Origin of the sequence: Clostridium sp., assembly GCF_036569345.1 — a bacterium.
In the GTDB taxonomy this organism is placed as follows: Bacteria; Bacillota; Clostridia; order Clostridiales; family Clostridiaceae; genus Clostridium_AD.
This window is the reverse complement of the sequence record NZ_DATCQT010000164.1, coordinates 13,783-40,083: the sequence shown is the minus strand read 5'-3', so window position 1 is coordinate 40,083 and position 26,301 is coordinate 13,783. Positions and strand designations below refer to the sequence as shown.

22 protein-coding genes are annotated in these 26,301 nt (G+C 33.4%); 17 read left to right on the top strand and 5 right to left on the bottom strand.

Features of this window, described 5'->3' with window-relative positions; translation table 11 throughout:
* Positions 1-3 precede the first annotated feature (3 nt).
* From VIM70_RS16465 to glpK, 3 genes are all read right to left on the bottom strand, one after another.
* On the bottom strand, positions 4-1,263 hold the full coding sequence (locus tag VIM70_RS16465) for an NAD(P)/FAD-dependent oxidoreductase (RefSeq protein ID WP_331946862.1): 1,260 nt from the start codon (positions 1,261-1,263) through the stop codon (positions 4-6).
* A 15-nt stretch (positions 1,264-1,278) separates the two neighbouring features.
* Positions 1,279-2,718, bottom strand: coding sequence for an NAD(P)/FAD-dependent oxidoreductase (locus VIM70_RS16460; protein WP_331946861.1), 1,440 nt, complete (start codon positions 2,716-2,718; stop codon positions 1,279-1,281).
* 410 nt (positions 2,719-3,128) lie between these two features.
* A complete protein-coding gene (glpK, locus tag VIM70_RS16455) occupies positions 3,129-4,619 on the bottom strand; it encodes a glycerol kinase GlpK (protein WP_331946860.1) in 1,491 nt (496 codons plus the stop codon).
* Between the two features lie 378 nt (positions 4,620-4,997).
* Here glpK and VIM70_RS16450 point away from each other — a divergent pair, with 378 nt between their 5' ends.
* Entirely contained in the window at positions 4,998-5,570 is a 573-nt protein-coding gene (locus tag VIM70_RS16450) for a glycerol-3-phosphate responsive antiterminator (RefSeq protein ID WP_331946859.1), read from the top strand.
* A 190-nt stretch (positions 5,571-5,760) separates the two neighbouring features.
* On the opposite strand, the gene VIM70_RS16445 is transcribed toward VIM70_RS16450, so the two are convergent.
* On the bottom strand, positions 5,761-6,642 hold the full coding sequence (locus tag VIM70_RS16445; RefSeq protein WP_331946858.1) for a LysR family transcriptional regulator: 882 nt from the start codon (positions 6,640-6,642) through the stop codon (positions 5,761-5,763).
* Between the two features lie 263 nt (positions 6,643-6,905).
* Here VIM70_RS16445 and VIM70_RS16440 point away from each other — a divergent pair, with 263 nt between their 5' ends.
* The 4 genes from VIM70_RS16440 to VIM70_RS16425 all read left to right on the top strand — a co-directional run bounded on the left by VIM70_RS16440 (position 6,906) and on the right by VIM70_RS16425 (position 12,722).
* Positions 6,906-7,796, top strand: coding sequence for a sugar phosphate isomerase/epimerase (locus VIM70_RS16440; protein ID WP_331946857.1), 891 nt, complete (start codon positions 6,906-6,908; stop codon positions 7,794-7,796).
* A 49-nt stretch (positions 7,797-7,845) separates the two neighbouring features.
* On the top strand, positions 7,846-9,768 hold the full coding sequence (locus tag VIM70_RS16435) for an FAD-dependent oxidoreductase (RefSeq protein WP_331946856.1): 1,923 nt from the start codon (positions 7,846-7,848) through the stop codon (positions 9,766-9,768).
* Between the two features lie 217 nt (positions 9,769-9,985).
* A complete protein-coding gene (locus VIM70_RS16430; protein ID WP_331946890.1) occupies positions 9,986-11,197 on the top strand; it encodes an MFS transporter in 1,212 nt (403 codons plus the stop codon).
* Positions 11,198-11,417: 220 nt separating this feature from the next.
* Complete coding sequence (locus VIM70_RS16425; protein WP_331946855.1) at positions 11,418-12,722, top strand: MFS transporter; 1,305 nt, start codon at positions 11,418-11,420, stop codon at positions 12,720-12,722.
* Between the two features lie 127 nt (positions 12,723-12,849).
* Here the strand turns inward: VIM70_RS16425 and VIM70_RS16420 are convergent, their stop codons facing one another.
* Positions 12,850-13,761, bottom strand: coding sequence for a LysR family transcriptional regulator (locus tag VIM70_RS16420; protein ID WP_331946854.1), 912 nt, complete (start codon positions 13,759-13,761; stop codon positions 12,850-12,852).
* A 268-nt stretch (positions 13,762-14,029) separates the two neighbouring features.
* Between VIM70_RS16420 and VIM70_RS16415 the strand changes: the two genes are divergently transcribed.
* From VIM70_RS16415 to VIM70_RS16360, 12 genes are all read left to right on the top strand, one after another.
* Positions 14,030-16,027 carry an NAD(P)/FAD-dependent oxidoreductase gene (locus VIM70_RS16415; protein ID WP_331946853.1) on the top strand — a complete coding sequence of 666 codons (1,998 nt, stop codon included), beginning with the start codon at positions 14,030-14,032 and terminating at the stop codon, positions 16,025-16,027.
* A 105-nt stretch (positions 16,028-16,132) separates the two neighbouring features.
* Positions 16,133-16,999 carry a shikimate dehydrogenase gene (locus VIM70_RS16410; protein WP_331946852.1) on the top strand — a complete coding sequence of 289 codons (867 nt, stop codon included), beginning with the start codon at positions 16,133-16,135 and terminating at the stop codon, positions 16,997-16,999.
* A 31-nt stretch (positions 17,000-17,030) separates the two neighbouring features.
* Positions 17,031-17,795 carry a type I 3-dehydroquinate dehydratase gene (gene aroD / locus VIM70_RS16405; protein ID WP_331946851.1) on the top strand — a complete coding sequence of 255 codons (765 nt, stop codon included), beginning with the start codon at positions 17,031-17,033 and terminating at the stop codon, positions 17,793-17,795.
* Between the two features lie 200 nt (positions 17,796-17,995).
* Positions 17,996-18,163 carry a hypothetical protein gene (locus VIM70_RS16400; protein ID WP_331946850.1) on the top strand — a complete coding sequence of 56 codons (168 nt, stop codon included), beginning with the start codon at positions 17,996-17,998 and terminating at the stop codon, positions 18,161-18,163.
* A gap of 169 nt (positions 18,164-18,332) precedes the next feature.
* Positions 18,333-19,346, top strand: a complete 1,014-nt coding sequence (gene aroF / locus VIM70_RS16395) for a 3-deoxy-7-phosphoheptulonate synthase (RefSeq protein ID WP_331946849.1) — start codon at positions 18,333-18,335, stop codon at positions 19,344-19,346.
* A gap of 12 nt (positions 19,347-19,358) precedes the next feature.
* Positions 19,359-20,210, top strand: a complete 852-nt coding sequence (locus VIM70_RS16390; protein WP_414648721.1) for a prephenate dehydrogenase — start codon at positions 19,359-19,361, stop codon at positions 20,208-20,210.
* 1 nt (position 20,211) lies between these two features.
* Positions 20,212-21,288 carry a 3-dehydroquinate synthase gene (gene aroB / locus VIM70_RS16385; protein WP_331946847.1) on the top strand — a complete coding sequence of 359 codons (1,077 nt, stop codon included), beginning with the start codon at positions 20,212-20,214 and terminating at the stop codon, positions 21,286-21,288.
* Positions 21,289-21,312: 24 nt separating this feature from the next.
* Positions 21,313-22,635 (top strand): 3-phosphoshikimate 1-carboxyvinyltransferase, encoded by a 1,323-nt coding sequence (gene aroA, locus VIM70_RS16380; RefSeq protein ID WP_331946889.1) that lies wholly within the window; start codon positions 21,313-21,315, stop codon positions 22,633-22,635.
* Complete coding sequence (gene aroC, locus VIM70_RS16375) at positions 22,616-23,686, top strand: chorismate synthase (protein ID WP_331946846.1); 1,071 nt, start codon at positions 22,616-22,618, stop codon at positions 23,684-23,686. The genes aroA and aroC overlap by 20 nt, the downstream gene beginning before the upstream one ends.
* A 12-nt stretch (positions 23,687-23,698) precedes the next feature.
* On the top strand, positions 23,699-24,838 hold the full coding sequence (gene pheA / locus VIM70_RS16370; protein WP_331946845.1) for a prephenate dehydratase: 1,140 nt from the start codon (positions 23,699-23,701) through the stop codon (positions 24,836-24,838).
* A gap of 26 nt (positions 24,839-24,864) precedes the next feature.
* Positions 24,865-25,689, top strand: coding sequence for a shikimate dehydrogenase (gene aroE, locus VIM70_RS16365; protein ID WP_331946844.1), 825 nt, complete (start codon positions 24,865-24,867; stop codon positions 25,687-25,689).
* Entirely contained in the window at positions 25,690-26,193 is a 504-nt protein-coding gene (locus VIM70_RS16360; RefSeq protein WP_331946843.1) for a shikimate kinase, read from the top strand.
* Positions 26,194-26,301: the final 108 nt, after the last annotated feature.

Below are 26,301 nucleotides of genomic sequence, written 5' to 3'. Positions count from 1 at the left end.
TTATTACTCCTTTTCTACTTTTATGGTGATTTTAGTGCAGTCTTTATATTTGTCAAAAATTGCTTTAGTTAATTTGATGCTTTCCATTTCACCTGGAGTAAGAATTTTTTTCTTTAAATGCATTTCACGAACGTCATCAAAATAAACAGAAATATAGGCGGCTTTATGGACTTCTCCAACCCTAAATCTAACATCTATTCCATCACCTATATTTTCAGGATTAATAGTACTCGGCACTGTATACCTAACTCCATCTGTTGCGAATACCTCAACAATTTTTCCAGGGTGGTGAATTCCAGTTATAAAATCTGCAGCATTTCTGCCAGCAGTATAGCTTTCAGTTGTTACATTATCTACTAGATCGTGAACATGAAGCACATTACCACAGGTAAATATTCCAGAAATGCTTGTCTGCATACTTTCATCGACTATTGGGCCACCTGTAACTTTATTAAGTTTAACATTTGCTTTCCTAGAAAGTTCATTTTCTGGAAGCAGTCCAACTGACAAGAGTAAAGTATCACAAGCAATATATTCTTCAGTTCCCTTAATTGGTTTTCTGTGTTCATCAACTTTTGCAATTGTAACTCCCTCAAGTCTATCATGTCCGTGTATATTTATTATTGTTGTGCTTAATTTTAGTGGAATATTAAAATCGTCTAAGCACTGCACGATATTTCTCTTAAGTCCACTTGAATGAGGCATTAACTCTACACAAGCCTTTACTTTTGCACCCTCGAGGGTCATTCTCCTAGCCATTATAAGGCCGATATCTCCAGAACCAAGTATTACTACCTCTGTTCCTGGCATTAAACCCTCAACATTAACATATTTTTGAGCAGTTCCAGCTGTGTAAATACCTGCACATCTTGCACCTGGTATATTAAGAGCTCCCCGTGGCCTCTCGCGACATCCCATTGCAAGTATAATTGCTTTTGCCTGAAGTTCTAAAATACCATCCTTTGCATTTACAGCAGTAACCTGTTTATTATCATTTACATCCAAAACCATGGTATTTAGCTTATACTCAATACCAAGTGTAATAACCTTGTCAATAAATCTTTGCGAATACTCAGGGCCAGTAAGTTCTTCCTTAAAGGTGTGCAATCCAAAGCCATTATGAATACATTGATTTAAAATACCACCTAATTGATTATCTCTTTCTATAATTAAAATACTGTCTATTCCTTTTTCCTTTGCAGAAACTGCAGCTGCAAGTCCTGCTGGACCGCCACCAATTATGATTAAATCATATTCTTGCATATTTATTCCTCCAATTTATAAAGATTGTTTATTCTTTCCTGTTAGCAAAATAGAATTTCCACCTGATTTTGTAACTTCAGAGCGAGGTATATTAAGTTCTTTTGCTAGAATATCTACAACTCTTGTTGAACAGAAACCTGATTGGCATCTACCCATTCCAGCTCTTGTCCTAAGTTTAACACCATCGAGTGTTTTTGCTCCAAGAGGCCTTCTTATAGAGTCTAAGATTTCACCTTCTGTTACAGTTTCACACCTACAAATAACTGTTCCATATTCAGGTATTTCCTTAATTATATCTTTTCGCTCTTCATTGGACATTTCCCTAAACTTTCTTATACCTTTTCTTATAGGGTTAAACTTCACATTTTTTTCGGGAACTAATTTTGAAGTTACCATATCAGCTACCATTACAGCAATACTTGGTGCACTGCTTAATCCTGGAGAGGCAATTGCTGCAACATTAATGAAGTTTTTAGCATCGGCAGCTTCTTCAATTATAAAATCGTCTGACTCACTATGGGCTCTATTTCCTGAGAAAGAAGTTATAATCATATTCATAGGAAATGGAATTTGAATGCTTAATTGAGCCTTCGAAATAATACCATCAATACCTTCACGAGTTGTATCAAGATTAGTTTTATCTTCTAAATCAACTGCATTTGGTCCAATTAAAAGATTACCATCTACAGTGGGGGTAACTAAAACTCCTTTTCCAAGTTTAGTTGGAAGCTGGAAAATAGTTTTTTTTACTAAAGCTCCTGCGACTCTGTCAAATAAAACGTATTCTCCTCGTCTTGGAACTATATTTATTTTGTTGTTGCTAACCATATTATTCATTTCACCTGAATATAAACCTGCTGCGTTTATTATCATTTTTGTTTCGATATCACCATTATTAGTTTTTATAATATACCCATTTAAGTTTTTTTCTATATTCTTAACCTCGGTTTTAAACTTAAATTCAACACCATTACTATATGAATTTTCAGCCATAGCAATAGTCATTTCGTATGGACAAACAATTCCACCTGTTGGAGAATATAGTGCGCCAACGCATTTATCAGTTACATTAGGTTCCATTTTTCTAACTTGATCTCCATCAAGAATAACTAAATCAGGTACTCCATTTATTTTACCTTGCTCTAGTAAATGGGTAAGATCTACCATACTCTTCTTGTCGAAACAAAGAACCAATGAACCATTCCTCTTAAATGGGAAATCTAATTCCTTTGCAAGGTCAGTAAACATTGCATTGCCTTTTGCATTTAATTTACCTTTAAGAGTATCAGGCTTAGCATCAAACCCTCCATGTACAATCGCGCTATTTGCCTTTGTTGTACCAGAAGCAACATCACTAGATCTTTCAAGTACACATGTTTTTAAATTATATTTAGATAGCTCTCTTGATATTGAACACCCAATAACACCAGCACCAATAATTGTTACATCAAACATATTTTTTGCCTCCTTGTTGAAAATGATAATTTTGATTATGATTTGCAAAATCAAAATAATTTATTAGTTTTTCATGATTTATACTTTCTTTCACTTAATAGTTGCAAGACTAATTTTTGCTGCATTCTTGTATGCGTTTTCAAGTAGTGATATAAAGATTAAGTATAAATGAAGAATTAAACTGTAAATAATAAACTATCTTTGTTTCTTGTTATGTTTTGAAATTATCAACAATAAACGCAAATAAAAAGAGAACCTTGATTAATGGGCATAACACACCCACAAACCAAGGCTCTCTTTTCTCCGCCTTTATTCATTAATTTAATAGTAACATAATAGTTAAGTAAATACAAGTATGAAATTAATGAATATAAATTATCATCATAACAATATAACCCAGTTAAATTAATTTATTTTTCCCAATCTCTAGATCTACCAACAGCTTTATGCCAGCCTTTTAAAAGATTAACCCTTTTTTCTTCTACCATTTTTGGTTCAAATGATCTCGATAGTGCCCAATTTTTTGAGATTTCTTCTTGATCTTTCCAATATCCAACTGCAAGACCTGCTAAATATGCAGCACCGAGTGCTGTTGTCTCAATTACGTCTGGTCTATCCACTTGAACATTTAATATATCAGATTGAAACTGCATTAAGAAGTTATTAGCACATGCACCACCATCAACCTTTAAGGCTTTAAGTGTAATGCCTGAATCTTCTTGCATAGCTTTTAATACATCATTTGTTTGATAGGCTAATGATTCAAGTGCTGCTCTTATAAAGTGTTCTTTTTTTGTTCCACGTGTTATACCAACAATTGTTCCTCTTGCGTATGGATCCCAATATGGTGCACCAAGTCCAACGAATGCCGGTACCATATATACGCCAGCTGTATCTTCAACAGCTGTGGCATATGCTTCTGATTCAGGGGATGTCCTTATCATTCGAAGTTCATCTCTTAACCATTGAATAGCAGCGCCTGCAACAAATACACTTCCCTCGAGAGCGTAGTTAACTTTGCCATTAATGCCATAAGCTATAGTTGTAAGTAGTCCATTATGGGACTCCACAGCTTTTTCTCCAGTGTTCATTAGTAAGAAGCAACCTGTACCATAAGTGTTTTTAGCGGTTCCAGCTTGGTAACAGGTTTGTCCAAATAATGCAGCCTGTTGATCACCTGCTGCTCCAGCTATTGCTATTTGAGAACCAAATATTGAAGTATCAGTATATCCATAAACACAACTAGACGGTTTAACCTCTGCAAGCATTGATTTAGGTATATCTAAAGTGTTAAGTAATTCATCATCCCATTTTAATTCATGTATGTTGTATAACATTGTTCTCGAAGCATTTGTATAATCTGTTACATGAACTTTTCCTTTGGTTAATTTCCAAATTAACCATGTATCAATAGTACCAAATATTAAATTTCCTTTTTCAGCCTCGACCCGAGCACCTGCAACATTATCAAGTATCCATTTTACTTTTGTACCAGAAAAATAAGCATCAAGTATAAGGCCAGTTTTGTCCCTTACTACTTTATCGAAGCCTGTAGCTTTTAAATCATCACATATACCAGCTGTTCTCCTGCACTGCCAAACAATTGCATTGTATACAGGAACTCCAGTAATTTTATTCCAAACTACTGTAGTTTCTCTTTGGTTAGTGATACCGATCGCCGAAATATCCTGTGCTGTTGCTCCAATTTTCGCCATAGCTTCTTGTGTTACACCTAATTGAGTAGCCCAAATTTCCATAGGATCATGCTCAACCCAACCTGGTTTAGGAAATATTTGGGTGAATTCTTTTTGAGCAACACTTGCAATAAGTCCATCTTTGTTAAATAAAATACATCTTGAGCTTGTTGTTCCTTGGTCTAGTGCAATTACATACTGAGACATAGTTTTTTACACCCCTTATTAATTTTATTGGTAACCGTTTACTTATTGTTTATAAAAACACATATTAAATTGAGTAATATCATATTTTTTCTATATTAATAGGTAAGCTATATTAATATAGTGTTAAGATAATATCATTATACCACTTTAACATTATTAGTTCATACAATATCTTTTAATGCCCTTGAAGTAGCGATAAACTAATTCATAGGAATATCTGATTGATTTTTTATAGGAAGAATTATATTATAATTAAAATTTAATTGAATGAAAAATAAGACTATGCTAAACTGGGTATGATTAATATAATTCTAAATACGAGATAAGCATAATATCTCTTGAACTAATTAGTCTAAATAAAATTTTGGAGGAAAATAATTGCAAAACTTAGAAAAATTATTAATAGAAAATCCAGTTATTGCAGCCATTAGAAATGAGCAGGATTTAGAAAAAGTACTTTCTAGTAATGTTTTAATTGTGTTTGTATTATATGGAAGCATAATAAATTTAAAGAAAACATGTGAGAGACTTAAAGAGGTTGGCAAAGTAATATTTGTTCATGTTGATTTAATAGAAGGTCTAAAGGGTGATTACACAGGTTTACATTTTATAAAGCAATGTGGAGAGCCAGATGGGATTATAACTACAAGGGCAACTAATGTAAAAAATGGAAAAAAATTAGGATTTTGTGTAATACAGAGGATATTTGCAGTAGATTCACTGTCATTAGAATCAGGAATAAGAAATATACAATCTGTACTTCCTGATGCTGTGGAAATTATGCCAGGAGTTGCAAGTAAAATAATTAAAAGTATGGGGATTGCAGTGAGAGTTCCAATTATAGCAGGAGGGTTAATTCAAAGCAAAAAGGATATAATGGAAGCAATTGGTGCAGGGGCAATGGCAATTTCAACGTCAAAACAAGAATTATGGAGTTTATCGGAGGAGTAGATATATTCATATTATTTAGTTGTATTATGTTTTGATAAACAAGAAAAGGTAAATTTATTTGCCTTTTTTTATTTGGTTGTGGTGGAAAATCCCATGTGAGTACTTGTATTTATAGCAACAAAAAATGTGAATTAACTCTACGAGGGGTAGAGTTAATTCACATATTTGTTTGTTATATTAAAATATGTAATTATAAACGTGAATTTTCAATAATGAAGTTTTTAAATTTTTGAACCACTGGAGCTAAATACCTGTCTTTCATTACTGCTAAATAAAAAAATCTTTCAATATGGGGGTTCGTAATCTTAAGAACTTTAAGGTTCATAGAACTTAGAATAGGCATAAGAGGAATAACTGCGATACCAAAATTTTTAGCAACTAATCCTGCAATTACCTGATCTTCTTCAACTTCATATGCGATTTTTGGTTGCTGACCGATTTGTCTAAACAAATCGTCAATTATAGGCCTAAGTCCACTTTTTTGTGTAAAAAAGATTTGAGAATATGGAATAGTCTCAATTAAATCTATTATATTTTTATTTGCTAGGGGATGGTCATTAGGAACAATTACTACTAGTTCTTCACTTGAAATTGGTGTAAACTCAATACTTTGTTCATGTTCCATTTTAGAACAAAAAGCAAGATCGTATTTCTTGTCTTTAAGACCCTGAATAATATCTACAGTTACCCCTGTGCTAAAGTGAAATTCGATTGATTTTTCAGGATGCTCCTGCAAAAATCCTCGTGATATATCTGGGACAAAATCTGTTCCTAATGTACGAAGAAATGCGAAGTCAATTCTACCTTCTCCAGTACTAATCATTTTAAATGTTTTTACACCAGAATCAAGTATTTCCAGAGAGTTTGTTACATCAGATAAAAAAATTCTTCCGTACTTTGTAAGGGCTATGTTTCTACCTTCCTTTTCAAACAGTAAAACCCCTAGTTCTTTTTCTAGCAGTGAGATAGCATGACTTAAACTTGGTTGTGTAATCATTAATTGCTCAGCAGCTTTTGTATAATGCTCTAAATGTGCTAGAGTTACAAAATAACGTAAATGATATAAATTCAATTTAATAACCTACTTTCATAATACATCTATGTTGTTGATTCCAATTATATCATATGTATAAACAAAATCTATTGATTGTTAGAATATTATCAATTGGTATTTGTAAAATTCATGTAATATAATAAACCTATAGAATCTATGTAAAATCGATTACAAAATATGATTAAACATATTTGATGCAACAAACTTACCGGTAGAACAGTTAGTTTTGAGCCGAATTTAGAAACTGATTTTAATTTATAGGATGGAAGGGAGAATATATTATGAATGAAAAATTTATAAAAAATACTAATGGGGATAAGGAAAATCAGTGCCCTCCAATTACAGTTAGTTCATGGACATTAGGGGATCAGTGTAAATTTGAGGAAAGAGTTAAAGCAGCAAAAGAGGCAGGCTATGACGGAATAGGTCTTCGTGCTGAAACATATGTAGATGCATTAAACGAAGGTTTGTTCGATTCAAATATTCTTGATATTCTTAAAAAATATGATATGAAGGTTACCGAAGTTGAATACATTACACTTTGGGCTGAAGATAACCGTTCTTATGAACAAAAATATAAAGAACAATTATGCTTCCATATGTGTGGATTATTCGATGTTCAACATATCAATATTGGCTTAATGGAAACTTATAGTGTAGAACATACTGCACAGAAGTTAAAAGAATTATGTCAAAGAGCAGGCAAATACATCATCGGTGTAGAACCCATGCCATACAGCGGTATTCCTGATGTTAAAAAGGGTTGGGCAGTTGTTAAAGGCTCTGGTTGTGATAACGCTAAACTTATCTTGGATACATGGCATTGGGTAAGAGCAAATCAGGAAAATGATGTTAAATTATTAAAAGATATTCCAGCTGATAAGATTGTATCTATTCAGATTAACGATGTTTATGAAAGACCTTATGCAATATCTACCTTAAGAGATGAATCAATGCATGACAGACTTGCACCAGGTAATGGAATCAATGCAACAGAAGGCTTTGTTCGAATGATAAAAGAAAAAGGCATCAAACCTTTATGTATCGGTGTTGAAGTAATAAGCGATGCTATTTTAGCAGAAGGTGTTGCCCAAGCGGCTAAATTCACATATGACAATGCTAAAAAAGTACTAGACAAAGCATGGCCTGAAGTATCTCCACAATCAAAATAATAAAAAAATATATTTAAATTAATCTAATTAGGAAAGGATGATTTGTTTTATGAAATTTAAATCTATGTTTACACCAATACAAATTGGTCCGATGACAGTTCCAAATCGTTTTGTAGTTTCACCTATGGGAAACAATTATGCAAATACAGATGGAACTATGAGCGAAAGGTCACTTGCTTATTACCGTGAACGTGCAATAGGCGGATTCGGATTAATAACTTTCGAGGCTACTGTTGTATCTCCTAAAGCTAAAGGCGGAGTTCGCAAGCCATGCTTATTTGATGACAGCACTATAGAAAGCTTCAAAAAAGTAATCGATGCTTGTCATGCAGAAGGCGCTAAAATATCCATACAGCTTCAGCATGCAGGCCCTGACGGAAACGCAGCAGCTGCAGGATATCCAATAAAAGCTGCTTCTGCAATTGCTTCAGCATCAGGAAAAGATACACCAGAATCAATGACAACAGAAGAAATCCATGAAGTTGTTGAATTCTTCGGAGATGCGGCACTTCGTGCTAAAAAAGCAGGAGCTGATGCAGTGGAAGTTCACTGTGCACATGGATATCTAATTAGCAGCTTCCTTTCACCAAGGACAAACAAGCGTGTAGATGAATTTGGCGGCTGCTTTGAAAACAGAATGAGAATTGCTAAATTGATCATTAAAAACATACGTAAAAAAGTTGGAAACTCTATAGCAATCATTTGCCGTATAAACAGCTGTGACGAAGTAGACGGTGGATTAGATGTTCATGACAGTGCTGCAATTGCTGCTTACTTAGAAGACTGCGGTGTTGACGGACTTAACGTTTCACGTGCTGTACATCTCAAAGATCAGTACATGTGGGCACCTACAGTTCTTCACGGTGGATTCAATGCTGAGCAGGTTTCAGAAATAAAACGTGCTGTAAGCATTCCAGTAATCACAGTTGGACGTTACACAGAGCCATATTTTGCAGAACTTATGGTTCGTGAAGGAAGAGCTGACCTAGTTGCATTTGGACGTCAGAGTATTGCTGACCCACATACACCAAATAAAGCTGCAGCTGGAAAGCTTGACGAATTAAATCCATGTATTGGATGTCTTCAGGGATGCGTTCCAAACATGTATCAGGGAAAACCAATAACATGTCTTGTAAACCCAATGGTTGGACATGAAGGTGAAATAAAGCCTACGTATAAAGCAAAGAAGGTAATGGTTGTAGGCGGAGGAGTAGCTGGTTTATATGCAGCAGCATTGGCAACTAAGAGAGGCCATGATGTAACAATATATGAATCATCAAATACACTTGGTGGACAAATGCGTCTTGCAGCATTCCCACCAGGAAAAGGCGATCTTACAAACATGGTAAGAAGCTATGTTAAAAAATGTGAAATGTATGGAGTTAAAGTTAAATTAAATACAGCAGTGACGGCTGAAATGGTATCAACGCAGGCACCGGAAGTAGTAATTATTTCTACAGGTTCCATACCATTAGTTCTTAATATCCCAGGAATCCATGATTCAGGATTAATACATGCAGTAGATCTTCTTGATGGAAAAGACGCTTGCGGCAGAAAGGTTCTTGTTGTAGGAGGCGGAATGGTAGGAGCTGAAACTGCTGATTTTTTAGGAGAGCATGGACATGACGTTACAGTAATTGAACTTCGTGATGCGGTGGCTGCAGATGTAATGTCTGAGCATAGAATATTCTTAATGAAGGATTTCGAAGAATACAACATTAAAACTGTTACAGGTGCAAAAGTTGCCAAGTTCTTTGAAGGCGGGGTTGCTTATACAGATTGTGAAGGAGAGGAGCATCTTCTTGATGGTTTTGATTCAGTAGTTCTTTCCATGGGAGCACGTAATTACGATCCAATAAGTGAAGAAGTTAAGAAGATAGTAAAAGAAACTTATGTTATTGGTGATGCAATGAAAGCGCGTAGAGCACTTGATGCAACAGCCGAGGCAATGGAAATAGCGATGAAAATATAAGGGTGTACATTTTAATTTATGGATCCAAGGTATGTCAGGGGTTGAATTTTACATTTAACCCCTGAATTCGGCGACATATAGTTAAGTATTTAACAAGAATGGCAGAAAATTATCAATAAGAAAATTTATTCTTATTGGATAGATAAAGAAAGTTAGTAAATATAAGTATGTTACCCTAAAGGGGACAATGGGAGGAGAAAAGAAAATGAAAAAAGAGATGAATAATAAAAAATACATTCCAACTGCACTGGCATTATATTTCACATATTTTATACATGGTATAGGGGTATCAGTTTTAGGACAATATAAAAGTAACTTCGCAGGTGCCTGGGGTGCAGGAAAATTGGCTGATGGTACTATTGATGTAAGTATAGTCCTCACTGTTATTGCCGCATTAGGTTTAGGTCGTTTAATTACACTTCCATTTGCTGGACCTATTTCAGATAAGTTTGGTCGAAGAGTTTCTGGATTAATCGGCGTAGCTTGTTACGTTGCTTATTTTATTGGTATAGTACTAGCACCAAACATGTATGTAGCTTATGGATTTGCATTGCTTGGAGGCGTAGCTAATTCTTTCCTAGATACATGCGTTACACCATCATGTTTAGAGATTTTCGTAAATTCAGGTGATGTTGCCAATATGTTTACAAAATTTTCAATATCTATCGGACAATTTTTACTTCCATTTATGATTGGGTTTGTTGCAACAAGCCAAATGTCGTATAAAACTATTTTCTTCGTAGTAGCAGTATTACTTATTATTGATGGTATTTTAATCGCATTCATGCCATTCCCACCAAGGAACGTGAGTATCCAGGGTGAAAAAAGTGCAGCAAAACCTAAAAAAGAGAAAATGAAATTTACACCAACCAGTATTGCAATCATCTGTATTGCATTTACAGCTACATCTACATTCCAGTTATGGTTAAACTGTAATCAGGAATTAGGTAAATTATATGGTATGACTAATCCAGGAAGTATTCAATCATTTTATGCAATGGGATCAATGGTTGCTATATTAGTAACTGCAGCTTTTATAAAAAAAGGTGTTAAACCAGTTAGAATTCTTGTGATTTACCCTGTAATTTCTACAATTATGTTGTTAATACTATATTTCGTACAATCACCAACTATTCTATTATTAGGTGGATTTGTAATTGGATACGCAGCAGCAGGTGGTGTACTTCAGTTAGCTGTATCAACAGCAAACGGAATGTTCCCAACAAACAAAGGTAAGATTACATCCATAGTTATGATTTCTTCTAGTTTATCAAATTATATTATCTTAACTATTGCGGGTATTATTACAAAAGCTGGTGGGATACAAGGACCTAAATATATACTTTTATTTAACATATCAATTACTGTTATTGGTATTTGTCTTGCAGTGTTTGTAAATAAACAGTATTCTAAAAAAGTAATAGCTTAGATAACATTTACACTAATTTATAATTGGTTTTAGACAATTAATTTAAAATAACAATTACAAATTTACACAAAAGATTACAATGCCACTAGGTAGAGGAAATGATGGAAATAACTTCAGCCTCGTACCTAGTGTATTGTTTGATATAAGGGAAATAATTATAGGATAGATTCTTAATTATTAGTTTGTATGTATAGGGTTAATTAGAATTGGAGGGAGAATAATGGGACAAAAAAATTTAGGAAAATTACAAGAAAAACCAACCAAAAGACGATGGTTTATACTTTTTTTGATTTGTTCAATAACTTTTATAAATTATCTAGATCGGGCTAATCTTGCGGTGGCTGCTCCTTTTTTGTCAAAGGAGTTTCTATTAGGCCCTGCTAAGATGGGATTAATATTTTCTGCTTTAAGTTGGTCATATACTTTAATGCAAATTCCTAGTGGCTGGCTTCTTGATCGCATTGGATCTAAAATAGTATATGGAGTTGCACTTTGTGGATGGTCGGTTTTAACAATGATTATGGGATTTACTTATAATTTTACTAGTACAATCTTTTGTCGTCTTGGCCTTGGATTTTTTGAAGCGCCTGCTTTTCCAGCAAACACTCGCATTGTTACTACATGGTTTCCATCTAAGGAACGAGGACTCGCCATTGGAGCTTATACTGGTTCTGAATATGTAGGACTTGCACTATGCACTCCTATACTAACTTGGTTGCTAGTAACTTTTGGATGGAGATCTATATTTATCACTACTGGATTATTAGGCATTGTATTTTCTGTCATTTGGTTTCTCAGTTATAATGATCCGGCTAAATCTAAAGGTGTTAATAAAGCAGAGATTGATCTTATTAAAAATGGTGGTGGTCTCTCTGATACAATCGTAGAACAAAAGAAATTTACTTGGAAACAGATTAAAAAATTGTTAATAAACCGCCAACTAGGTGGTATGTACATAACGGCTTTTGCAAATGCCGCTATATTATTCTTTTTTATGACATGGTTTCCATCTTATCTTGTAACTGAAAAACACATGGGTATATTAAAAGTTGGAATTTACGGTTCACTTCCTTACTTTGCAGCAATTGCTGGAGTTATAGTTGCTGGCAAGTGGTCAGATCGGATGATTTCCAAAGGATATGGGCTAGGGATCTCACGTAAGCTCCCCGTTATTTTGGGTTTGATATTGTCTTCTGTGATGATTGGGTCTAACTATACCAATGATGTTAATATTATTATCACATTTATGTGTATTGCATTTTTTGGACAGGGTATGGCATCAGCTATTTCCTGGGCTCTGTTATCTGAGATAGCACCGAAAGAACTATTAGGTTTATCATATGGAACTTATAACTTTATAGCCAATTTGGGGGGGGCATTATCACCAGCCATAGTTGGTTATCTAATTGCAAGAACTGGATCTTATTCTTCTGCTTTGGTTTTTGTGTCTTCTATGGGTATTGTAGGTGCTTTTTCCTACATATTTATCATAGGAAAACCTACCCGTATTGTAATATCTGATTAATTAGGTTAATGCTAAGCACCTATTAAGGTGGTGAAGATTGATCTAAATATAAATTTTAATCCTAAGTCTATCGCTATTCTTAGAATTAAAATTTATGCAGTGAAAGAAAATTTCATAATTGTTTTCTTTATACATGATTACCTTTAGTTAAAGAATGAACTTTACTGTAGTTAATAGCAAAATCACGAAATAGATGAATTGGTGGGCTCAAATATTTATTTTTCATGGAAGCAATATAGATAAATCGTTCATGAGATGGAGTGTGTATTGGTAAAATTTTTACATCAAAATGATTTAGTGACCATATGCGTGGGATAATGGCAATACCGTAGTTTATAGATACTAAACCTGCCATAGAATTATCTTCTTCAACTTCACATACTATTCTTGGGGTGACGCCAACCTTTTCAAATAAACTGTCGATAAGAGGCCTAACACCACTCTGATTGTTAAAGAAGACAAATGGGTAGGAGGCAGTGTCTTTTAAATCAATTGAATCACAATTTGCAAGTGGGTGGTTGGTTGGCACTATGATGACAAGTTCTTGTTGTACTAGAGGAATGAAATCAATATCTGGTTCATCTTCTAAAAAAGAACAGAAAGCCAAATCAAATTTTCCATCTTTAAGTCCCTGGGCAATGTTTTTTGTGTTTCCTTCATTAAAGGAAAACGAGATATTCTCATTTCCTGATTCACTTGAAAAAGCCTGAATAATTGTTGGTACGAAATGAGGACCTAAAGTGTAAATAAATGCAAAATCAATAGTTCCGAGTGAGGGACTAGTTAATTGTCTTAGTTCTTTTTCACCTTTTTCTAATGTGTCTAATGCAGTATTCACGTATGTTAGAAAAAAGCGTCCATACTTTGTTAATTGAGTATTTCTACCTTTCTTTTCAAATAACTGAGTTCCTAATTCTCTTTCGAGCACTGAAATGGCATTAGTTAAACTTGGTTGGGTTATATATAACTGATTAGCTGCACGTGTGTAGTGTTCTAGGCTTGCAAGTACACGAAAATATTCAAGATGTTTTAAATTCATTAAATTTCAATCCTTTCATATCATTGATTAGCATTTGTTGATTATTCATACTAATTATTATACCAAAACATATAGATAAATTCTATAGATTAAGCATTAAATATCAATTAGATTTATAACTACTGCAAGAGTATAATGAAATTGTAATCGATATTATGTTAAAAGTATAACAAGCTTAGAGAGACACAATTAGATGAATCAGGACAATGAAATGTTTACAAAACACTCAAGTGTGTTTTTATATTATTAATGAATATAGGAGGTCAAGATGATAAAATACAAGAATATTTTTAGTCCACTAAAAGTGAAAAATATGACAATAAAAAACAGAATTATTATGCCGCCAATGGGTACAAACTTTGCAGGGCAGAATGGTGAAATCAATGAAGACCATATTAAATATTACGAACAAAGAGCTAAAGGTGGAACTGGACTCATAATTGTGGAAAATGTTAGTGTTCAATTTCCTTTAGGATCTAATGGAACAACACAACTTAGAATAGATATTGATAGTTTTATGCCATCTTTATATGAGCTTACTGAAAGATTGCACAAGTATGGCGCATGTGTTGCTATACAAATTAACCATTCAGGAGCATCAGCAATGGCAGAAAGAATAGGTTGCCAACCAGTTTCATCTTCCAATATTCCGTCCAAAACTGGGGGCGCAGTTCCTAGGCCTCTAGAAAAGAGCGAAATTTTAGATATAGTTGAAAAATATGGTAAGGCAGCAAGAAGAGTGCAAATAGCAGGCTTTGATGCAGTTGAAATTCACGCAGGTCATTCATATTTAATTAGTCAATTTTTATCACCTATTTATAATAAAAGGGAAGATGAATTTGGTGGTAGTGTTAAAAATAGAACAAAATTTGCGAGAATGATAATTGATAGTGTACGAGCAGAAGTTGGACCACAATTTCCTATAATGCTCAGAATAAGTGCAGATGAACTTTTAGAAGGCGGTAATACATTAGAAGATACCTTAGAACTATTAGAATACTTAAACGATGAAGTTGATATTTTTGACGTGTCCGCAGGTTTAAATGATTCATTGCAATACCAAATAGATAACATGAGCCTTAAGGATGGATGGCGTTCATATATGTCAAAAGCCGTAAGAAACAAATTTAATAAACCTACAATAACAACAGGAAACATCAGAAATCCAGAAATAGCTGAGAAGATCTTATCTGATGGAGACGCTGACTTAATTGGCATAGGACGTGGCCTTATAGCCGATCCTAATTGGGTAGAAAAGGTTAAAAATGGTGATGAAGATGTTATTAGAAAATGTATTTCATGTAATATAGGATGTGCAGGTTATAGAATAGGTTTAAATAGACCAATTAGATGCACAGTTAATCCAGACATTATAAATGAAGATTCCTATAAAAATAGAACGGTGAAAAAGCAGACAAATGTAGTGGTTATTGGTGGTGGAACTGCTGGACTTGAGGCAGCAGGTACAGCAGCAGAGCTTGGATGTACAACGTTTTTGTTTGAACAAAAGCCATATTTAGGCGGACTCGCAAGAGAAATTTCAAAATTACCAGATAAACAAAGAATTTCTTATTTTCCAGATTATCTCCTAAACAAGATTAAAAAATTTAGTAACTTTACAGCGTTTACAAATGTAAAACCAGATGTTAAAATGATAGAAAATTTAAACCCAGATATTATAGTGAATGCCACAGGATCTATTCCCTTACTTCCACCAATCAAAGGACTTCTAGAGCGTATTGATAAGGAAGGTGAGACCTTATATTCAATATTTGGATTGCTTGATAAAATAGAAGAATTTAAAAAGCTTGATCTTGTAGGGAAAAAGATAGCAGTTATTGGCGGTGGAGCTGTTGGTCTTGATGTTGTAGAATTCTTTGCAGAGAGAAAAGCAAAAGTATCCATAATTGAAATGATGCCAATGCTTGGACGTGATTTGGACGTGATTACTAAAGTTTCTATGATGTCTATAATAAAAGAATATAATGTAGATGTTAACACGAGCACAGCACTTGTAGAAGTAGCTTCAGACCACTTCAAGGTTAAAAAAGGTGAAAAAGAAGAAAATATAGATTTCGATTTTGGATTTGTATGCCTTGGTATGAAACCGGTAAATGAAGGGTTAAATGAATTACAAGAATATTTCTCGGAAAAGAATGTTGAAATAATTAATATTGGGGATAGTGCTAGAGCAAGAAAAATAATGGATGGTGTCCGCGAAGGCAGTGAACTAACTCTTATATTAGAAAAAATAGGGGCTATGTAAATATTACGTTAATATCTTTATAAAAAGGGTTATTTTTTTATAAAAGGATTATATAAAAGAATTTTTAGTATTACTAAAATAATTAAACGAAGGGAAGTAATTAAAATGGCAGAAAGAATTACAGGACATACAGAACTTATCGGATTAATGGCAACACCTATTAGGCACAGCTTATCACCAATAATGCACAATGAGACTTTCGCTAAACTTGGACTAGACTATGCTTATCTTGCATTTGAAGTAGGAGATGGACAATTAGAGGATGGAATTAAAGCAATTCGAGCACTTGGAATGCGTGGATCAAATATATCTATGCCAAACAAGCAAACAGTAATTAAGTATTTAGATAAATTATCACCGGCGGCTGAAATGGTGGGAGCCGTGAATACTATTGTCAATGATAACGGTATTCTAACTGGTCATATCACTGATGGAACTGGTTTTATGCTTGGACTAAAGCAAGCAGATGTTGATATTATCGGAAAGAAAATGACCCTATGTGGTGCAGGTGGTGCTGCAACGGCTGTTTGCATTCAGGCTGCTCTTGATGGTGTAAGTGAATTATCTATTTTTAATCGTAAAGATGCTTTCTATAAAAATGCTGAGAGAACAGTGGCTATTATAAATGAAAAAACAGATTGCAAAGCAACTTTATATGATATAGATGACAAAGAAAGCTTGCGCCGTGAAATTTTAGATAGTGTTATTTTCACTAATGCAACAGGTGTTGGTATGAAACCATTACAAGGTAAAAGTTTAATTACAGATACTACAATGTTACGCTCAGATTTAATAGTTGCAGATACTGTTTACGCACCACTCGAAACAGAATTACTTAAATTAGCTAGAGAACAGGGTTGTAAAACTGTCAATGGTATAGGTATGATGTTATGGCAAGGTGCAGCTGCATCCGAACTATGGACAGGGCAAGAAATGCCAGTAGATTATATTAGAGAATTGTTGTTCAAATAAGTTTTTAATATATTTGAAAGGATGGGTAATAATGAAGAAAGTAGTTAAAATTAAAGACGTAATAATTGGCGAAGGCCTACCTAAAATTTGTGTGCCAATGGTGGGAGAAACTATTCAAGAGCTCATAGACGAAGCTGAATTTTTAAAAGAACTTGATTTTGATGTTATAGAATGGCGTGTGGATTTTTTTAAAGATGTTACAAATATAGAAATGGTTAAAGAAGCATTAAAAGCAATTAAGGAAGTACTAACTAATAAACCTATTGTTTTTACTTTCCGTAGCGCTAAAGAGGGTGGACAAAAACAAGTTAGTACAGCATTTTATGTTGAACTAAATAAATCAATTGCAGAGTCAAAACTTGTTGAAGTTATAGATGTTGAGTTATTTAACGATGAAAAAGATGTGAAGAAATTAGTTAAAGTAGCTCATGAAAATGATGTAGCTGTTATTATATCTAATCATGATTTTCACAAGACCCCAGCAAAAGAAGAAATTATATCAAGGTTACGTAAGGCAGTTGAATTAGGTGGAGATCTTCCAAAAATTGCAGTTATGCCTACATGTGCAGCAGATGTAATAACACTTCTTGATGCAACGCGAATTATGAATGAAGAATATGCCAATGGTCCTATTATTACTATGTCCATGGCAGGTAAAGGTATTATTAGTAGATTATCAGGGGAATTATTTGGTTCTGCATTAACATTTGGTGCAGCTAAGAAGGTTTCAGCCCCAGGTCAAATTTCTGTAGTAGAATTACGTAAAGCTATAGAGTTACTTCATAATAATATTTAAAAAATTGGACGGAAATCAACTCTAAAATGTTCCCTATAGCGTAGACATAGAAAAGTCTAGCCTATAGGGCATTTTTGTGCCTAAAATTTAAAGTATGTTAATTTTGAAAAGATACTTCTTGACAAATACAACCAGCATGTTATAATATTTTAATATTAAAAAAATATAGGTACTAATTTAAACTTTTGTGAGGTATTATTATGAAAAACATCATTATGAAAGAAATCACTAAAAAAGTATATTTTTATTTTAGCTGGGGCTATCGTTATTTTAGCGTTGGTTACTTTTTGTGCAAAAAAATATATATGGTTTCTTTAAATAATGAGTTTAGTAATAAAACTATGATACCGGCTTATGCTGATTTATAGAAAGTAAACTAAGTCTGTACGCAAGGAGGACTCATTATAAGGGTTCTACTTTTTTTAAAGGAAGACCCATTATAAGGGGTCTTCCTTTTTTTATAATCATTTATAAAAAATAGTATGTTAAACACTTTATTTAAACTAAGGTTAAAATAATATTTAGGGGGAATTTTAAATGATAATCGTAATGAAATCAGATGCAAATGGAGAGCAAATTAGGGCCATTAAGAAAAAACTAGAGGAATTGGGTTGCATTGTTCATGTTTCCAAAGGAGAAAATCATTGTGTTTTAGGGATTGTTGGAGACACAAGCAGAATTAACGAAGGTCAAATTGAAGCAGAGGAATGTGTTGATATGGTTATGAGAGTTCAAGCTCCTTATAAAAGAGCTAATAGACTTTTTCATCCTGATGATTCAATAATAAAGGTAGACGAGCAAACAATAGGTGGGAAAAAACTAGCAATAATCGCAGGACCTTGCGCTGTAGAAAGTGAAGAGCAACTGATAACTATTGCAAAAGATGTAAAGCTAGCAGGAGCTAATTTTCTAAGAGGTGGGGCTTATAAACCTAGAACCTCCCCATATGCATTTCAAGGAATGGGGGAAGAAGGACTAAAATTATTATTAGAAGCAAAAAAAATAACAGGGCTTCCAATAGTAACTGAAGTTATGAGCGTTGAGCTAGTTGAGAAAATATCTCGTTATGCTGATGTATTGCAAATTGGTGCTAGAAACATGCAAAACTTTGATCTTTTAAAGGAAGTAGGAAGATGTAATAAGACAATACTTTTAAAAAGAGGTATGAGTGCTACCATTGAAGAACTTCTTATGTCTGCGGAGTATATAATGTCAGAAGGTAATGAAAACGTAGTTTTGTGTGAGCGAGGAATTAGAACATTTGAAACTTTTACAAGAAATACTTTAGATTTAAGTGCAATTCCTGTGCTTAAAAAACTTACTCATTTGCCAGTTATAGTAGACCCAAGTCATGCTGCTGGTAAATGGTGGTTAGTAGAGCCACTTGCAAAGGCTGCTATAGCGGTTGGGGCAGATGGTCTTGAAATTGAGGTTCATAACGATCCTACTAATGCATTGTGTGATGGACAGCAGTCCTTAAAACCAAAGAAATTTGTTGCTCTTGTAGATGAGCTAAGAGAAATTGCTAAAACACAAAATAGAATAGTTTAGGGGATGGTAAATTTGGATTGCAGTGACTTTAATATTACAATTGTAGGCTTAGGACTTATAGGTGGGTCCTTTGCTATGGCACTTAAAGAATTAAAACCTAAAAATCTTTGGGCTATTGATATTGATAAAGCTACTTTAGATTCAGCAGAAAAAATGAATATTATAGATATTGGATATACAAGTTCAGAAATACCACTAAGGAATTCTGATATTGTGATACTTGCACTTTATCCTTTAAAGACTATAGAATTTGTTAAAAGCAATATGAATTTATTTAAAAGTGATGCAGTTATTACAGATACTGCTGGAATTAAAAGTAATTTAGTAAAAGAAATCATGTCTATACTTCGTGAGGATTTAGATTTTATAGGTGGACATCCTATGGCTGGAAAAGAAGAGTCAGGGCTTAAGGCTGCAAGCAAAGATATGTTTGAAAATGCGAATTACATTTTAACACCTGTTAGTGGTAATAAAGATAAAAATATAAATTTAATAACAGAGATTGCTAGAGGCATGGGCTGTAATAGAGTAGTCCACCTTACACCTGAGGAACATGATGATATAATTGCGTATACAAGTCAGTTGCCACATATTATAGCTGCGTCGTTAATAGATTGTAATAGTTCAATTATGGGAATATCTCAGTTTATTGGAGGAAGTTTTAAGGACACCACTAGAGTTGCTACTATAAATTGTGAATTGTGGCCTGAATTACTTTTATATAATAAAGAAAATATAATTAGTAAAATAGAAGACTTTGAAAACAATATAAAAGAAATAAAAGATGCAATAATAAATCATGATGAAGCTTTTCTAAAGATAAAGTTTGACAATGCAACGAAGAAGAGAAAGGAGCTAGATTAAGGTGTACAGTATAGAAGTTAAAGCTTCTAACGGAACCTATCCAATATACATTAAGAATGGGTTACTAGGGGAAATTGGAGTAGAAATTAAGAAGATATATAAAGGACTTAAAATAGCTATAGTTACAGATTCGAACGTTGATGAATTTTATGGACGTAGGCTTATTAGTTCATTAAAGACGGTAGGATTTGAGACATTTAAAATAGTTGTAAAAGCTGGTGAAGAAAGTAAATCCTTTCAAACTCTTTTAGAGGTGTATGACCAACTTTTAGATTTCAAGATAAACAGAGGAGATATTATAATTGCATTAGGTGGTGGAGTTGTGGGAGATTTGGCTGGGTTTGCAGCCTCAACTTTTTTAAGGGGAATTTCTCTAATACAAATTCCAACATCGCTACTTGCACAGGTGGATAGTAGTGTGGGAGGCAAGGTTGCAGTAGATCTTCCTCGTGGAAAAAATCTTGTGGGAAGCTTTTATATGCCAAAAGCAGTTTTTATTGATCCATTGCTACTCGGAACACTTAAAGAGAGGTACTTAAATGATGGAATGGGTGAAGTTATAAAATATGGAGCTATTAAAGATAGTGAACTATTTTATAACTTAATGGAATATGAAAATAAAGAAGCACTTATGACGGAGATAGATAAAATTATTTATACATGTTGTAGCATTAAGGCTGATATTGTTGAAGTTGATGAGAAGGATACTGGGGATAGAATGTTATTAAACTATGGTCATACCATAGGTCACGCAATAGAGCAACTCTTTAACTATGCAAAGTACTCTCATGGAGAAGCAGTATCAATGGGAATGTATTCTATAGCGAAACTTGGAGAAGAACTAGGGAAAACTAAAATTGGAACATCTATTGCTATAAAGGACATTTTAATAAAGTATAATCTGCCCTGGACCTTGCCTGTAATAAGAAGTGAAGATATAATTGAAGCAATTAATCATGATAAAAAAAATATTGGTGACTCAATGAATTTAATATTAATAGAAGCCATTGGTAGTAGTTTTATTGAAAAGATTGATATAGCAAAGATAAAAGATTATCTTAAAAAAATTATTAAGTAAATTATTAAGTAGAGGTGTTGTATGATGAAATCAGTTGTAATATATCCTTTCCCTTTAAATGGAAAAGTGAAAATTCCACCGTCAAAATCTTTATCTCATAGAGCAGTTATAGCTGCAGGATTAAGTAAGGGAGAATGTTTAATTGATAATATAAGTATGTCCGATGATATAATAGCTACTTGCGAAATAATGGAGAAACTTGGAGTTAAGATAAAACAATTTCCTGGAAATCTCAAAATAACTGGAAAAGGTAAACTACAACTAACATGCGGTGGGGTTAATAGCAATTTCATTGCCCGTAATGAAATTGCTTGCAACGATCTACAATGTAATGAAAGCGGATCAACTCTACGTTTTTTAATTCCAATAGCAATGCTTACTGGAGAAAAAATAACTTTCAAAGGTAAGTCTAAACTAGTACAAAGAACGCTTAAACCCTATTATGAAATTTTTGATACGAAGAATATAAAGTACACGACTATCAATGGTAACCTTCCATTAACAGTAGACGGGAGCCTTAAACCTGGTTTTTTTGAACTTAGAGGAGACGTAAGTTCACAGTTTGTTACTGGTCTAATTTACGCATTGCCTCTATTAGATGGAGATTCAATAATTAAAATTACTACAGAAATGGAATCTATTGGGTACATAGATTTAACTTTAGATGTACTTAATAAATTTGGAGTGAATATAGAAAATAATAATTATAGAGAATTTAAGATAAAAGGTAATCAACATTATTTAAAAACAGATTACAGAGTTGAAGGCGATTTTTCACAAGCTGCATTTTACCTAGCTGCAGGTGTTTTAGGTGGAGAGGTTGAATGTCATGATTTAAACATGGAATCACTTCAAGGGGATAGGGTCATAGTGGATATAATTAAAAATATGGGTGGGAATATTACTATTCAAGATGGTAAATTAAAAGCTTCAAAATCAGATTTAAAAGGCACTATTATTGATGCATCGCAATGCCCTGACCTTGTACCAATAGTTGCAGTTCTTGCGGCTTTAAGTGAGGGTACAACAGAAATTATTAATGCTGGTAGAGTTAGGATTAAGGAATCGGATAGATTAAAAGCTATGGCAACAGAGCTAAACAAAATTGGAGCAGAGGTTATTGAAAGAGAAGATTCACTTATAATTCATGGTAAACCATGGCTTAAGGGCGGAGTTGTAAGCAGCTGGAATGATCATAGAATAGCTATGGCTATGTCAATTGCTTCAATTAGATGTAGTTCAGAGCTCATAATTGAGGATAGCGGCGCTGTTAAGAAATCTTACCCAGAGTTTTATGAAGATTTTAAGAGTCTAGGAGGGAAAGTTAATGAGCGGACAATGGGGTAAAAAAGTAAAGTATTCTATATTTGGAGAGTCTCATGGAAGAGGGATAGGAATAACTATTGATGGGTTGCCACCAGGAATAGAGCTTGATATGGATTTTATAAGTGGTGAAATGCAAAGACGTGCACCTGGACGCGATGAATTTTCAACTAAAAGATTCGAGGGAGACAAGGTTGAAATTTTAAGTGGATATTTTAATGGGTATACCACAGGAACACCTCTTTGTGGCATGATTTTTAACGAAAATCAAAATTCAAAAGATTATGATAAATTAAAAAATTTAGCAAGACCAGGCCATGCAGATTACACAGGAAAGATTAAATATGAAGGCTTTAACGACTATAGAGGTGGAGGTCATTTCTCAGGAAGGATTACAGCACCACTTGTTTTTGCAGGTGCTGTTGCAAAACAAATACTTTTCGATAAGGGTATTGTAATAGGAAGTCATATTTTGAGTATTGGAAATGTAACTGACAGTTATTTTGATGGAGTTAATTTAAAAGTACAGACACTCGCAGATGTTCTAAGAAAAGATTTCCCTGTGCTTGATGATTTAAAAGGGAAAGAAATGAAGAATATTATTCTAAAGGCTAAGGAGGAAACAGATTCAGTTGGGGGTATAATTGAAGTTGCTATATTAAATTTGCCTTGTGGACTAGGAGAACCATTCTTTGATTCTATAGAGAGTAATTTAGCTCAATTACTATTTTCCGTTCCAGCAGTAAAGGGCGTTGAATTTGGACTGGGATTTGAAATAACAAAAATCAGGGGAAGTCAGGCAAATGATGTACCTTATATGGATAACGGAAGAGTATTAACTAAGACTAATAATAATGGTGGAATTAATGGGGGCATAACTAATGGAATGCCAATAGTTTTTAGAGTTGCAATGAAACCAACACCCTCCATCGCAAAACTTCAAAATACCATTGATATGGCAACTGGTGAGAATTCAGAAGTATCAGTTAAAGGTAGACATGATCCTTGCATAGTCTTGAGAGCACTACCAGTAATTGAGGCCTGCGCTGCAATGAGTATTTTAGATTTTATTTAAGGATGTGTTTTAATGAGTAATTTAGAAGGATTTGACATAGATGATTTGAGAAATCAAATTGATGAAATTGACTCTAGCCTTGTTTCATTATTTGAAAATCGTATGGAAATAGTTGCAAAAGTAGCTAAATATAAAAAGGAAAATAATGTTAAAATTTTAAATAGTAAGCGAGAACAAGCAGTTATAAAGAAAAACATAGACCTAGTTAAAAATAAAGATCTATGTTTAGAGGTAGAAGAATTTTTCAAATCAATTATGGAAATAAGTAGGGGTTTTCAAAACAAAAATTTAAATAGCAAGAAAGCTTTGACAAACTTTAAAAATGTAACTGTTGGTTTTTACGGTGTTACAGGATCATTCAGCGAGCAAGCTTTAAATGAGTATTTTGGTCAAGGAGTAAACAAAAAAGCAATAAGTGAGTTTGAAGATATATTTTTGGAACTAAGCTATGGAAAAATAAATTATGGTGTTATTCCTATAGAAAATTCTTCAACAGGAGCAATATCTGAGGTTTATGACCTTCTTAATAAATATAATTTTTATATAACAGGAGAAAAATATCTCAAAATAAGTCAAAATCTAATGGGAGTGAGAGGTTCAACCTTAGATGATATTAAAGAGGTTTATTCTCACTCGCAAGGGCTAAAACAAAGTATGGAATTTTTAAAGGGATATAAACATTGGAAGTTAGTTCCATACCAAAGCACTGCGAAAAGCGCAGAATTAGTTAGAAATAAGCAGGACAAAACACTGGCTGCGATAGGTAGCACTAAGGCCGCAGAAATATATGATCTTGAAATACTTCAAAAGGATGTAAATTCAAATACAACAAACATGACCAGGTTTGTTATCATTGGCAAGGAGATGGAGTCGACGATTGAATGTAATAAAACTAGCTTAGTTTTATCTACTACCCATAAGGCAGGTTCACTATGTCATGTTTTAAAACATTTTGCAGATAATAATATAAATCTATTGAAAATTGAATCTAGGCCAATTAAGGATAAGCCATGGGAATATTTCTTTTATATAGATTTTGAGGGAAATATAAATGAAAATAAGATTATACCTACAATTGAGTTAATTAAAAAGAATAGTCATTATTTTAAGATACTGGGTAATTATAGACGTGATATTGTCGATATTGAATAAGTTTTATAAAAGGGGTGTGGGGATTTATGTCAGAGTTATATGGTTTAATTGGAGAAAAACTATCATATAGTGTTTCTCCGCAAATACATTCAATGATCTTTAACAAATTGAACATGAAAGGTTACTATCATTTATTTGAATTTAAAAGTAAAGATCTTAAATCAGCAATGGAGGGTTTTAAGGTTATAAAACCAAGAGGAATTAATGTAACCATTCCATATAAAATTAAGGTTATGGAATTTGTTGATGAGCTTAGTCTTGGAGCAAAAGAGATAGGATCTGTAAATACTCTAAAATTTGCAAGTGGCAAAACTATTGGTTACAATACGGATTACTTTGGCATAGGTATGCTTTTTGATAAAAATGCTATTAAAGTTAAAAATAAAAAAGCAGTAATACTTGGAAATGGGGGGGTAGCAGTCACTATGGTTCAGTATCTATTAGATAGTGGAATAGCTGAAATCACTGTAGCCACAAGGGATACTGCAAAGCTTAAAGAGATTAGAAAATTTGATGATTGTAAGTTGATTTCTTATGATGAAATTCAAGGGATTAAAGAGTCAGATATAGTGGTAAACTGTACGCCAATTGGGACTTATCCTAATTTGGATGGCTCACTAATAGGAAAAAAAATTATCGGTAAATTTGGTGCCGCTGTGGATATGATCTACAATCCTAAAAAAACTCTATTATTAAAGTATGCAGAGGAAGTGGGTTTAAAAGCAGTAAATGGTCTTTACATGCTAGTTGGGCAGGCAACATGCGCTCAGGAAATCTGGAACGATATTAAAATTCCAAAGAGCACAATTGATGAAATCTATGAAGAGTTAAATAAGGAGGTAGAGAATTAGATGATGAAAAGTATAGTTTTAATTGGAATGCCTGGTTGTGGTAAAAGTACAATTGGGGAAATGATTTCAGAAAAAATAAAGATGACTTTCATAGATGCAGATGTTTATATTATGGAGAGTACAAATCATACCATTGCTGAATTATTTGAGAATGGTGAGGATGGGTTTAGAGATATAGAATCTATTGCGGCTATGGAATTATCAAAAAAAAATCCTGCAGTCATTGCGACTGGTGGTGGAGTAATTAAGAGGTATGAAAATATCTTAAACCTTAAGAAAACTGGCATAATAATATATATAAACCGACCTATTGAAAATATAGTGGAAGATATAGATGTTGTAGCTCGTCCATTACTTGCAAAGGACCCATCTCAGCTTTACAAATTACTTGAGGAAAGATGTGATTTGTACAAAAAATATTGTGACCATGAGGTTATGAACATTAGTAGTATTGATGATGTGGTGAATGATATTATAGAAATACATACACAAACTAATAAATAAGTTGTATAGCTCGATGTTGAAGGTAAATCATAACCTCGATAGTTGTCTAACCTACAACAAAATAATATAACAAAGTAAAGCTATTGAATACTTAAGTACATATTCAAT

Excerpts from the sequence above, each read along its gene's own strand:
- VIM70_RS16465 (WP_331946862.1), bottom strand. The coding sequence starts at position 1,263 with ATGCAAGAATATGATTTAATCATAATTGGTGGCGGTCCAGCAGGACTT.
- VIM70_RS16460 (WP_331946861.1), bottom strand. The coding sequence starts at position 2,718 with ATGTTTGATGTAACAATTATTGGTGCTGGTGTTATTGGGTGTTCAATA.
- glpK (WP_331946860.1), bottom strand. The coding sequence starts at position 4,619 with ATGTCTCAGTATGTAATTGCACTAGACCAAGGAACAACAAGCTCAAGA.
- VIM70_RS16440 (WP_331946857.1), top strand. The coding sequence starts at position 6,906 with ATGAATGAAAAATTTATAAAAAATACTAATGGGGATAAGGAAAATCAG.
- VIM70_RS16435 (WP_331946856.1), top strand. The coding sequence starts at position 7,846 with ATGAAATTTAAATCTATGTTTACACCAATACAAATTGGTCCGATGACA.
- VIM70_RS16430 (WP_331946890.1), top strand. The coding sequence starts at position 9,986 with ATGAATAATAAAAAATACATTCCAACTGCACTGGCATTATATTTCACA.
- VIM70_RS16425 (WP_331946855.1), top strand. The coding sequence starts at position 11,418 with ATGGGACAAAAAAATTTAGGAAAATTACAAGAAAAACCAACCAAAAGA.
- VIM70_RS16420 (WP_331946854.1), bottom strand. The coding sequence starts at position 13,761 with ATGAATTTAAAACATCTTGAATATTTTCGTGTACTTGCAAGCCTAGAA.
- VIM70_RS16415 (WP_331946853.1), top strand. The coding sequence starts at position 14,030 with ATGATAAAATACAAGAATATTTTTAGTCCACTAAAAGTGAAAAATATG.
- VIM70_RS16410 (WP_331946852.1), top strand. The coding sequence starts at position 16,133 with ATGGCAGAAAGAATTACAGGACATACAGAACTTATCGGATTAATGGCA.
- aroD (WP_331946851.1), top strand. The coding sequence starts at position 17,031 with ATGAAGAAAGTAGTTAAAATTAAAGACGTAATAATTGGCGAAGGCCTA.
- VIM70_RS16400 (WP_331946850.1), top strand. The coding sequence starts at position 17,996 with ATGAAAAACATCATTATGAAAGAAATCACTAAAAAAGTATATTTTTAT.
- aroF (WP_331946849.1), top strand. The coding sequence starts at position 18,333 with ATGATAATCGTAATGAAATCAGATGCAAATGGAGAGCAAATTAGGGCC.
- aroA (WP_331946889.1), top strand. The coding sequence starts at position 21,313 with ATGAAATCAGTTGTAATATATCCTTTCCCTTTAAATGGAAAAGTGAAA.
- aroC (WP_331946846.1), top strand. The coding sequence starts at position 22,616 with ATGAGCGGACAATGGGGTAAAAAAGTAAAGTATTCTATATTTGGAGAG.
- pheA (WP_331946845.1), top strand. The coding sequence starts at position 23,699 with ATGAGTAATTTAGAAGGATTTGACATAGATGATTTGAGAAATCAAATT.
- aroE (WP_331946844.1), top strand. The coding sequence starts at position 24,865 with ATGTCAGAGTTATATGGTTTAATTGGAGAAAAACTATCATATAGTGTT.
- VIM70_RS16360 (WP_331946843.1), top strand. The coding sequence starts at position 25,690 with ATGATGAAAAGTATAGTTTTAATTGGAATGCCTGGTTGTGGTAAAAGT.